Source organism: Rubneribacter badeniensis (genome assembly GCF_002899695.1).
GTDB classification, from domain to species: Bacteria; Actinomycetota; Coriobacteriia; order Coriobacteriales; family Eggerthellaceae; genus Rubneribacter; species Rubneribacter badeniensis.
Genome location: NZ_PPEL01000022.1, coordinates 23,907 through 33,871 on the forward strand (window position 1 = coordinate 23,907; position 9,965 = coordinate 33,871).

At 69.0% G+C, this 9,965-nt stretch carries 8 protein-coding genes; 2 read left to right on the forward strand and 6 right to left on the reverse strand.

Annotation, left to right across the window (positions count from 1 at the left end; all coding sequences use genetic code 11):
- Positions 1-419: 419 nt before the first annotated feature.
- Entirely contained in the window at positions 420-1,049 is a 630-nt protein-coding gene (locus C2L80_RS05550) for a TetR/AcrR family transcriptional regulator (protein WP_087197609.1), read from the reverse strand.
- A 319-nt stretch (positions 1,050-1,368) separates the two neighbouring features.
- A complete protein-coding gene (locus C2L80_RS05555; RefSeq protein WP_087197607.1) occupies positions 1,369-1,569 on the reverse strand; it encodes a hypothetical protein in 201 nt (66 codons plus the stop codon).
- 138 nt (positions 1,570-1,707) lie between these two features.
- Here C2L80_RS05555 and C2L80_RS05560 point away from each other — a divergent pair, with 138 nt between their 5' ends.
- Positions 1,708-3,699, forward strand: a complete 1,992-nt coding sequence (locus C2L80_RS05560) for an ABC transporter ATP-binding protein (RefSeq protein WP_204600540.1) — start codon at positions 1,708-1,710, stop codon at positions 3,697-3,699.
- Entirely contained in the window at positions 3,692-5,530 is a 1,839-nt protein-coding gene (locus C2L80_RS05565) for an ABC transporter ATP-binding protein (RefSeq protein WP_087197605.1), read from the forward strand. The genes C2L80_RS05560 and C2L80_RS05565 overlap by 8 nt, the downstream gene beginning before the upstream one ends.
- Positions 5,531-5,648: 118 nt before the next feature.
- Here the strand turns inward: C2L80_RS05565 and C2L80_RS05570 are convergent, their stop codons facing one another.
- The 4 genes from C2L80_RS05570 to C2L80_RS14295 form a co-directional block, all read right to left on the reverse strand.
- Positions 5,649-6,080: a C-GCAxxG-C-C family protein gene (locus C2L80_RS05570; protein WP_087194879.1), complete on the reverse strand. Its 432-nt coding sequence runs from the start codon at positions 6,078-6,080 to the stop codon at positions 5,649-5,651.
- Between the two features lie 410 nt (positions 6,081-6,490).
- Complete coding sequence (locus tag C2L80_RS05575; RefSeq protein WP_087197603.1) at positions 6,491-8,191, reverse strand: FAD-dependent oxidoreductase; 1,701 nt, start codon at positions 8,189-8,191, stop codon at positions 6,491-6,493.
- A 144-nt stretch (positions 8,192-8,335) separates the two neighbouring features.
- Positions 8,336-9,202, reverse strand: coding sequence for a LuxR C-terminal-related transcriptional regulator (locus C2L80_RS14290; RefSeq protein WP_224759250.1), 867 nt, complete (start codon positions 9,200-9,202; stop codon positions 8,336-8,338).
- Positions 9,117-9,848, reverse strand: coding sequence for a hypothetical protein (locus C2L80_RS14295; protein ID WP_224758776.1), 732 nt, complete (start codon positions 9,846-9,848; stop codon positions 9,117-9,119). The genes C2L80_RS14290 and C2L80_RS14295 overlap by 86 nt, the downstream gene beginning before the upstream one ends.
- Positions 9,849-9,965 lie beyond the last annotated feature (117 nt).

The following is a 9,965-nucleotide window of genomic DNA, read 5'->3' on the forward strand; positions in this document are numbered from 1 at the left end:
GTTTCACGTGAAACATTCGTACGACAAATTGCGAGAGTCCGATGTCGATGCGGAAACGGCGCTCGTCTGCCCTTGCGCTCGCGGGTGTGGGCGCGATGCGGTGGAGAAAGCGCCCATCGCGCGCCTCCACCCCTCCTTGCGTTTGCGGGCGCGAACGCGGCGCGGCTGCATTGGGCGGGGCTGCGCTCGCAGGCACGGTGGCGCGTTCCGTGCGAGATGTTTCACGTGAAACATCTGTACGTTGAATTGCGAGGATCCGGCGCTGATGCGGAGACGGCGCTCGTCTGCCCTTGCGCTTGGGAGCGGGACGTAATGCGCGGGCCGCCGATACGGGAGGAGGGGCGTTTCAAGGGAAGGCCGCGGCGCTCGTTCGCGGCGATCGCCGCGGGGGCGGCGACGGGGAGGCGAGGCGACGGGCGTCAGCGCGGTTGCGATGGCGGCGCGGGGACGGGGGAGGAGGGCTCGGGGTCGAAGAGGGCGCGCGCCATGGCGTCGATGATGATGCCGACTGTGGCGTCGAGCGCGTCGGCGTGCACGTTCTCTTCGTTGAGGTAGAGCATGGCGATGGCCTTCTGAAGGTTCGCGAACGTTCGCCAGTCCGCATGCGGGCTTACGCCGTCGAGCTTCGAGAGAATCCATTCGGACGTCTCTCGGTCGACATCGGGGCTGAAGGAGCGCTCGCGGGGCCATTTCTCGCTCAGGTAGCGCCAGCCGTCGACGCCGACAGCGCGGTACAGCTCGGCGCCGTCGCGCCACATGCGCGAAAGCCAGCTCTCGAAGGCCGCGCGGTCGATCTTCCCGCCGGCTCGGTCGGCCAGCTCTTCGAGCTCCGTCGCGACGCGTGTGCGCCCCTTGACCACGATCTGGTAGACGAACTCCTCTTTGGAGGGGAAGAAGCTGTAGAACGTCCCCTTCGCGATGCCCGCGCGGCTCGTCACCTCGTCAATGGTGAGCCGGCGCAGACCGCGCTCCCTCATGAGGTCGAACCCTGCCGCAAGCAGGCTCTGGCGTATCTCCGCGCGGCGGGCTTCGTTGAATATCGCGGGCATGGCGTCCTCCTTGTCGTCGGGTGCGCATCGCGGCGGGCAGGGCGTCGGCTGACCGCGCGGGGCGCGCCGCGCGTCGTCTGCGGGTGCGCGCTCCGCGTTGTGCGCAGGCCGCGCGCCGTCTTGCGCTACCGCGTTGTCCGTATACCGTACGACCTGCGTGTCTGTCGCCGCGCCGCCGCGTTCGCGACGCGCCCGCGGGTTGCCTCGTCGGCGGGTCGCACGACCTGGGTCGCGTGCAGGACACGCGCCACAAGCTGATCTGTACTCGCACGCCGCGCGCCGCGTTGCAAGCCGCTTGCGGGTGCATCCTGTTCGTCGTTCACGGGTCGAGCGCCGCGCCGCGCACGATACTCGGCGCGCCGGCTCTCGCCTCGCGGTCGCGCTGCGCCGCCTCCGGCCACGCGATGGGCCGCATGATCGGAGGCGCGATGGGCGAGCGGAGCCGTTTTTCTCGGTTCGGCGCCTTCAAGCCAAACAGATGTTTCACGTGAAACATCTGTTTCTGCACGGTTGGCGGCATCTGATGTCCTCCGTGCCATCGTAACCTATATGACCGAAAGTTGAAAGATGGTCATTTTCCCGTTGCCTTGCAAGTTATCGTATGCTAACTTAAATGACTGAAACTAAGAAATTGGTCATTTAAGGAAGGGAGCGGAGCATGAAGGCGAAGACGGCGGTGCGTCCCGCGCTTTCGACGGTGTTCTCGAAGGCGCAGCGCGCGTTCTACGAAAGGGCTGCGGATCCTCCGTCCGTCCCCGGCGCAGGTGCCTCCAGCCCCGGCGCGGGCGGCTCCGGCAGAGATGCCGCCCCCGCCGCAGGCACCCCGTCCGCGCGCCCCAAGCGCAAGCAGGGCCTCGCGCGCCTCATGGAGCTGGCGGGGCGCAAGCGCGGGCTGCTCGTCGGCGCGGTCGCGCTGGCCGTCGCGGCATCGGCGGCGCGGTTCTCGCCCTTCATCCTCGTGTACTTCATGATGGACCAGGTGGTCATGCATTTCCACGACTTGGCCTCCATCGATTGGCGCTTCATGGCCGCGCTTGCGGCCGGTGCCCTGGCCGCTGCGGCGGTGTACGGCGTCGCGATGTACCTCTCCACGATGCTCGCGCACACGGCGGCGTTCAACATCCTGTACGAGGTGCGCGTGCAGCTTATGGGAAAGCTCGCGCGCGTGCCCTCCGGATTCTTCTCCGACGTGCGCCAGGGCGAGGTGAAGAAGGTGATGAGCGCCGACGTCGAGCAGATCGAGGGCTTCGTGGCGCACCATCTGGCCGATGCCGCGTCGGCCGCCTCGCTTCCCCTTGTGGCCATCGCGTGTCTGCTCGCGGTGGACTGGCGGCTCGCGCTTGCGCTCGTCATCCCCATCGTGGCGGCGTTCATCCTGATGGGACGCGCTCTTGCGACGCCGGAGGGGGCGGCGTGCCAGGCGGCCATGCGCGCGTCCGGCGAGACGTTGGAGGGCACCACGGTGGAGTACGTGCACGGCATGTCGGTGGTGAAGGTGTTCAACCGCAGCCTTTCGGCGTTTCGGCGCTTCGAGGCCGACGCGCGCGAGTACGTGGGCAACATCAAATGGGCGACGTACTTCAACGCTTCGGGCATGGGCAGGATGTACGCGGCCATCGGCGCTCAGATGCTGTGCCTGCTCGTCGCGGTGCTGCTCGTCCTGCCCGGCGTTTCGGCCGACGGGCAGTCCTACGCGCGCTTCGTGTCCACCGTGCTTCTGTTCTTCCTCGTGGGGGCGGGGATGAAAGAGCCCGTCTTGCAGATGATCACCCAGACGGTGACGATGAGCGGCGTGAACGCGGCGGTCGAGTGCATCGACGATATCCTCGACTATCCCGATCTTGCCGAGCCCGCCGAGCCGCGCGAGCCGCAAGACGCGAGCGTGGAGTTCTCCCACGTGTCCTTCTCGTATGCGGGGCCGGACGGGCCGCGGGCGCTCGACGACGTGAGCTTTCGGCTCCCCTCCGGCAGCGTCACGGGCCTCGTGGGCCCTTCCGGAGGCGGCAAGTCGACCATCGCGGCGCTCATCCTGCGGTTCTTCGACGCGGATGAGGGCGCGGTGCGCGTGGGCGGCGTGGACGTCCGCGAGCTCTCGTCCCAGCGCCTTTCCGACACCGTGTCGTTCGTGTTCCAGGACACCTTCTTGCTGGCCGACACGCTGGAGGCGAACATCCGCATGGGAAACGAGGCCGCCACGCGCGACGAGGTGCTCGCGGCGGCGCGGGCGGCGTGCATCGACGACGTGGTGGCGCGTCTGCCCGAGGGCCTTGACACGCGCATCGGGCCGGGTGGCACGTACCTGTCGGGCGGCGAGGCGCAACGCGTGGCCATCGCGCGCGTGTTTCTGAAAGACGCGCCCATCGTGGTGCTCGACGAGGCCACGGCCTACGTCGACGCCGAGAACGAGGGGAGGATCCAGCAGGCGTTCGCGCGGCTTGCACGGGACAAGACCGTGCTCATCATCGCCCATCGCCTGAAGACCGTCGAAGCCGCAGACCGCATCCTCGTGATGGACGAGGGCCGGCTTGCGGCGCAGGGCCCGCACGATGCGCTCGTGCGAAAGAGCGCGCTGTATCGCCGGATGGTCGAGGCGAACGAGCGGCGCGACGCGTGGGACATGGCCGCAGGGAAGGAGGATCGTCGTGGGTAGCCTTGCAGAATCGCTCGACCGCCTGACGCTCAGGAGGCCCAAGAACTACTGCGCGATGGTCGGATGGCGCATCCTCGATTCGATGGTCAGCTCGCTGCCGACGGGCATCATGGTGGCGGCGGTGTACGTGCTGATGGGCCCCATCGCCGATCCGGGGTCGGCGCTCGACGTCCGCGCGCTCGCGCTCTGCCTCGTCGCGCTTGCGGCCCAGCTTGCGCTGTCGTACCTCTCTTCTCGCAAGATATACATACTGACCTGCGCGGGAACGGCCGACATCGTGCTCGAGGCGCGCCTTGCGATGGGAGAGAAGCTCAGGCGGCTGCCGATGGGCTTCTACAGCGAGCGCGATGCGGGCGATCTGACCTCGGTGCTTCTGCGCGACTATCGCATCGTGGAGAACTACGGCGGCGAGCTTTTGTCGCAGGCGGGGTGCATCCTCGCGAGGCTCGCGGTGTTCTCGGTGTTCCTCGCCGTGTTCGACGCGCGCATGGCCGCTGCGACGCTTGCGGTGGTGCCGCTGGCGCTTCCGTTTCTCTATCTGGGGTTTCGGGGGCTCTCGCGCGTCTCAGACGAGATGGCGCGCGCCTTGCGGGAAAGCGACGCGCGCAGCATCGAGTACGCGCGCGGCATCCGCACGCTCAAAGCGTTCGGCTTGGCGGGCGAGCAGTTCGCCGCGCTCGAGCGCAGCTTCGATGAGCTGCGGCGCGTGTCCATCAAGAAGGAGGCGGCCTCGCGTCCCGTGGCCGTGTTCGGACGGCTCGTGCTGTCGTGCGGCATCGGCGTGGTGATGGCCGCGGGCACGGCCCTTCTGTCGCAGGGCGCGCTCCATCCGTTCTCCTTCATGGTGTTTCTGCTGGTCGCGCTGAATCTGTACGAGCCGGTGATCTCGCTGTTCTATTTCCTGTCCGACTTCTCGCATGCCGACAAGGCGGCGCGGCGCATCGACGCGGTGCTCGACGAGCCCGAGCTTTCCGAGCCGGCTTTGGAGAAGCGGCGCGCGGCGCAGGGGCTCGACTACGCGTTCGAGGAGGTCGTGTTCGGCTACGGCGCGCCGGGAAAGGAGCGCCCGGACGCCGATGCGGCGCCGGGGGCGAAGGCCGCGCAAGGCGCGCCGGACGACGTGCTGCGCGGGCTTTCCCTCGAAGCGCCGCAGGGCGGCATGACCGCCCTCGTGGGGCGCTCGGGCTCGGGCAAGTCGACGGTCGTGCGGCTTATGGCCCGGTTCTGGGATCCGCGCGCAGGCGAGGTGCGCCTCGGCGGCGTGCCGCTTAAGCGCATGGGCGCAGACGCGCTGCTTTCGCGCGTGAGCATCGTGTTCCAAGACGTGTACCTGTTCCAGGACACCATAGCGGAGAACATCCGCATGGGGCGCGAGGGGGCCACCGACGAGGAGGTGCGCGATGCGGCCCGCCGTGCGGCGTGCCTCGAGTTCATCGAGCGGCTGCCCCAGGGCTTCGACACGGTGGTCGGCGAGGGCGGCTGCACGCTCTCGGGCGGCGAGAAGCAGCGCATCTCCATCGCCCGCGCGCTTTTGAAGGACGCGCCCATCGTGCTGCTCGACGAGGCGACGGCGTCGCTCGATCCGCAAAACGAAGTGCTCGTCCAACGGGCCGTCGCCGAGCTCGTGCGCGACAAGACGGTGGTCGTGATCGCCCATCGTCTGAGGTCCGTCCGCAGCGCCGCGCGCATCGTGGTGGTGGATGGCGGGGTCGTCGCGGAGAGCGGCACGCATGACGAGCTTGTGGCGGCGGGCGGCCTGTACGCCGGCATGTGGTTCGAGCAGCAGCGCGCCGGCGAGTGGCGGCTTGGGGGCGATGTTCCGCGGCCGTAGAAGGTTGGCGCGGCGGGGCGGGCGGGCGCGATGGGCGCGTCGGCGGGCCGAGACGGGTGCGGGGGAGCGAAGGCGAGCGAGCGGAAGGCCGCGAGCACGGACGACGGGCCGAGGGCGATCATCGGGCGTGCGCGTGCAACTCGTCGAGCAGTCCGGCGGCGAGGGCCACGCCGTCCTCGATGCAGCCGCTGCAGCTGCGAAGCGGCGCGCCCGTGCGCTCGCCTTTGAGGTCGGCGCAGATGGTGGAGCCGTTCTTCGCGCGGAACGCCTCGACGAGGCGGCGCACGTAGCGGTACGTGAGCTCTTTGCTGGTGGGGTCGGCCGCGCCGTTGCTGGTTGCGAGGCCGATGGCCATCGCGCCGCCCGAGACGGCTCCGCACGTCTCGCTCATGCCGCCCATCCCCCGGCCAAGCCCTTCGGATGCGCGGAAGCAGACGTCCTCGTCGGCGCCCAGACGCGGCGCGAGCGCGCAGACGACGCATTGGGCGCAGTTGAAGTTGCGGTCGTGCAGCGCAAGGGCGCGTGCGACGAGGTCGGCGGTATCGTTCAAAGCGGGCTCCTCTCATGAGACTGACCCGCTTATGATACCGCGCTTCCACCCGCCCGACGGCGCGGGTCGGGTTCGGGGAGGCGCGCGGTGCCGGAGGGGGTGCGGGCGTTCGCGCGCTTGCGGTGCGCTGCTGCGTGCGGGGCCGCATGCGAGGAGGCGGGCCGCGGCCAGACGCGCGGCAGCGCGGACGCGAGGCAGCCTAGATGTGCGGCGGCCTGGGCGCGCGGCGGTCCAGGCGCGCGGTAGCACAGGCGTGCGGAAGCCCAGATGTACGGCGGCTCAGATGCGAGGCAGCCCAGGCGCGCGGAAGTCCAGGTGCGCGCTCGCGAAAAGGGCCGGACGCGCACGGCGTCCGGCCCTTGCGAGGAGGCGGGAGGGAGGGGAATCGCCTCCTCGCGCCGCGAAGGCGGCTAGGAGAAGTCGAGCTCGCCGATGGTCGTGCCCTTCGCGCACGCCTCGCCCACGAGCTGGCCGAACGTCACGCAGCGGCCATGGCTCACGCCGGGGCAGTGCACGGGGTAGTCGTTGCCGAAGAAGTCGCCCTGCACGTTGCCGATGGCGAACAGGCCGGCGATGGGCTCGTCCTCGGCGGTGAGCACCTGGGAGTCGGCGTTCACATGGAGGCCGAACGGGATGGTGAGCGTCGAGCACACGTTCTTCGTCGCGTAGAACGGGGCGGTCCTCACCGGGCAGAGGAACTGCGCGGGCACGTTGAAGTCGACGTCCTCGCCCGCTTCGGCCATGCTGTTGTAGCGCTCGACCGTGGCCTTGAGGGCGTCGGCGGGAACGTCGATCTGCGCGGCCAGCTCGTCGAGCGTGTCGGCTTTGAAGAGCTTGCCTTCGTCAAGCCACTTCTCCATGACCTCGGCCAAGCCGTCGGTGAAACGGTCGAAGCGCTCGGGCTGCTGCTGCATGAGGTACGTCTCGTAGTCGCTGTCGAAGAGCGACCACGCCACGTTGCCGGGGGTATTCATGCGCGCGTTCGTCAGCATGGGCTCGAAGGGCATCTCGGCGCCGTAGCGCTCCCCGTTGGCGTTCACGGCGAGCCAGCACATGATGAACGACGTGAGGTTGAACTCGAGCGAGTCCAGCGTGAACTGGTGGATCATCGGAGCGGCGGGGCTCTTCGACAGCGCGGCGCCGGCCCAGGCGCCCATGAGCAGGCCGTCTCCGTTGTTGAAGCCGGCCGGGGCGTACACGTTGGCGTCCGAGCGGTTGGAAATGGGGCAGAACGCGTCGATCATCTCCTGGTTGCCGCCGATGTCGCCCGTGGCCAGGATGACGCCCTTCGAGGCGTTGTACTGCACGTGCTTGCCGTCCTTCGTGGTGGCGATGACGCCGGTGATGCCGCCGGCCGCGTCGCCTACGAGCTGCTCGGCGCGCGCCTCGAACACGAACTCGGCGCCGTTGTCCACGGCGGAGTTGTACACGAGTTCGCCGAGCGTCACGTTGACCGGCTGGCCGTCGTCGCGGGCGTCGTACTTCTCGCCGCCGCGCACGAACGAAACGGCGTCGGGGTAGACGCGCCACTGCTCGGGCAGCGTGGACCACACGCCGTACTTCGCGGTGCCGGACAGCGCCGACACCATGCTCACGCCGTTTTTGGCGCCCAGGTCCCTGATGTAGTCGAACACCTCGCCGGAGCGCGACGCCCACACGTAGATGAGGTTGTAGTTCGTGGTCTGGTGCGACGCCTGGTGCAGGTAGCGCGCCGCGACGCGGGGATCGAGGTCAAGGCCGCTCTCCTCGTGCCACGTGCCGCCGATGAAGCCCACGTCCACGCCGCGCATGGAGATGGTGGTGTTGCGCTCGACCACCACGGTTTTGGCGCCGTTGCGCGCGGCGGCCTCGGCGGCGTTGATGCCCGCAAGGCCCGCGCCCACGACCACCACGTCGAAGTCCTGCGTCTCGGCCACGTCCGTGATGGGCTCGGGGGCGACCTCCCACGTGTGCTTCGCGCCCGCCTCTCCCGCCGACGAGCTTGCGTTCGCGTTCGCGCCGCCAGCGTCGGAGGACGTGGCGGGGCTGCAAGCCGGCAGCGCGACGGCTGCCGCAGCGGCGGCGCCGGTGGCGAGCGCGCCCTTCAAGAAGCTTCTGCGATTGATGTCCATGGCTTCATCCCTTCCCTCGGGGTCCTGAGGACCCGTGTTCCATCTGCCCGCGACGGCGGGCCGTGCGGCGTGTGGTCGCATCGAGGTCAGGATGCGGGATTCGGCTCGGCCGGCGCAACGCGCGAATCGCCGTATTTTCGCAAATCAGGCGTCTCCCGTGAGGCTTTCGGGCACCTCACGTGGTTCGGGTGATGGCGTCTCATCAGGCGAGGAGGCGAGATCGATGAACTGCTGGCGGTCGTGGACGCCCGCCTTCTGGTAGATATGGCGCACGTGGGTGCCCACGGTGTTCTCGGAGATGCCGAGGCGCTCTGCGATCCACGGCTGGGTGCGTCCGGAGGCCAGCAGGGAGGCGATCTCGCGCTCGCGCGCGGTGAGCCCGACGCGCTCGAACCAAGCGGCCAGGCGCGCTTCGCGTCCTGCGCTGTCGTCTCCTGCCATGCCGTCGGGGCGAGGGCGACCGAACAGCATCCACATGTCCTCGCTGCTCAGCAACAGCACCGTGGCGATGACCACGAGGTAGCCGACCACGGTCGTCTCGGCGGCCACGTTTCCGGACGGCACCTCGTCGAAGCCCACGAGCGCGATGCCGATCGCGGCCCCCGTCGCCGAGCACAGCACCGCGATGAGCCGCATGAGCGCGACGGTTCTGAGCGCATCGCGCGACTGCGCGTAGGCTATCTGCGAGAACGCCACCCAGATGAGCAGGTCGAGGATCGTGTATCCACCGATGACGATGGCTCCCGACACCCAGAACAGATCGGTACCGAACAGAAACGCCATGAGCATGAAGCCCGCGATCATGGCCAGGAGGCCCACGCGGTACACGGGGCTGGGCCGTCGCTTCGCCAGCACCACGATGGCGAAGATGAGGATCGACGCCACGCCGCGGGCCACCTGCACGAGGATGCCGCCGGACGCGCCGTCACCCGCGATCGGCGAGAACGACACGAGGTGCTGCAGGTAGCCGAACCCCGTCATGACGAGGGAGACGGCGCACAGAAGCGTCATCGACGTGCCGAGATGCGCCTTCAGGTGCGAGCGAAGTGAGGACTGCGACGCGGTCGCGATTCGGCGGCGGGGGGGGGGTGCGTCGATAGCTGCGCTGCTCGGAGGGGACGGTTGCGAGCAGGGCGCCCGACGCGAGCGGCAGCAGCGACGCGAACACGGCGGCGGCTTCGGGAACCATGAACAGAAGCGGCGCGTCGACGAGGATGGCGCACGCGAAGCCGCCGGCCACGAAGGGCGTGGCGCTGCGCTCGCCGTCTTGGCAGTACGTCGCGCCCCATCCCAGCTGGCTTGCGGCCATGTACGCCCCGGCGCACAGGCCGCCGGCCGCGAGCGCCGCCGCGTTGAGGCTCGCTCCGGCGAGGGCGAACAAGAGCGATCCCGCCGTGCCGAGCGCCGCGAACGCGAGTGGCGCTCGCTTCCGCGCGAGCAGGGCGTTGCATGCGGCGGGCTGCGCCAGCGCGAGGGCGAGCCAGGGCAGGCTCAATCCGAACACGGACGTGGCCGCCAGCTCTGCCATGAGCCCCTCGGCTTCAGGGCGCACGAAGAGCAGGCTCATGAACAGCGCGTCGAGCCACGCCCAGAAAAACGCCGATCCGACGATGATCCTGGCGCCGGTCGCGCCGCGCGTCTTCTCCAACAGGTTCACGATTCTCTCCCTCCCTCGCTTCCGATTATACCTCAGTGCGGGCATCAGGTTTGCAAGCGGTTGGGAAGTGCGGGGCGGGGATGCGGCGGGAGAAGGGGCGCGGGGAAGCCTTGCGAG

Bases quoted from the DNA above. Each gene is read 5' to 3' on its own strand.
- C2L80_RS05560 (WP_204600540.1), top strand. From the start codon at position 1,708: ATGAAGGCGAAGACGGCGGTGCGTCCCGCGCTTTCGACGGTGTTCTCG.
- C2L80_RS05555 (WP_087197607.1), bottom strand. From the start codon at position 1,569: ATGCCGCCAACCGTGCAGAAACAGATGTTTCACGTGAAACATCTGTTT.
- C2L80_RS05550 (WP_087197609.1), bottom strand. From the start codon at position 1,049: ATGCCCGCGATATTCAACGAAGCCCGCCGCGCGGAGATACGCCAGAGC.
- C2L80_RS05575 (WP_087197603.1), bottom strand. From the start codon at position 8,191: ATGGACATCAATCGCAGAAGCTTCTTGAAGGGCGCGCTCGCCACCGGC.
- C2L80_RS14290 (WP_224759250.1), bottom strand. From the start codon at position 9,202: ATGACGCTTCTGTGCGCCGTCTCCCTCGTCATGACGGGGTTCGGCTAC.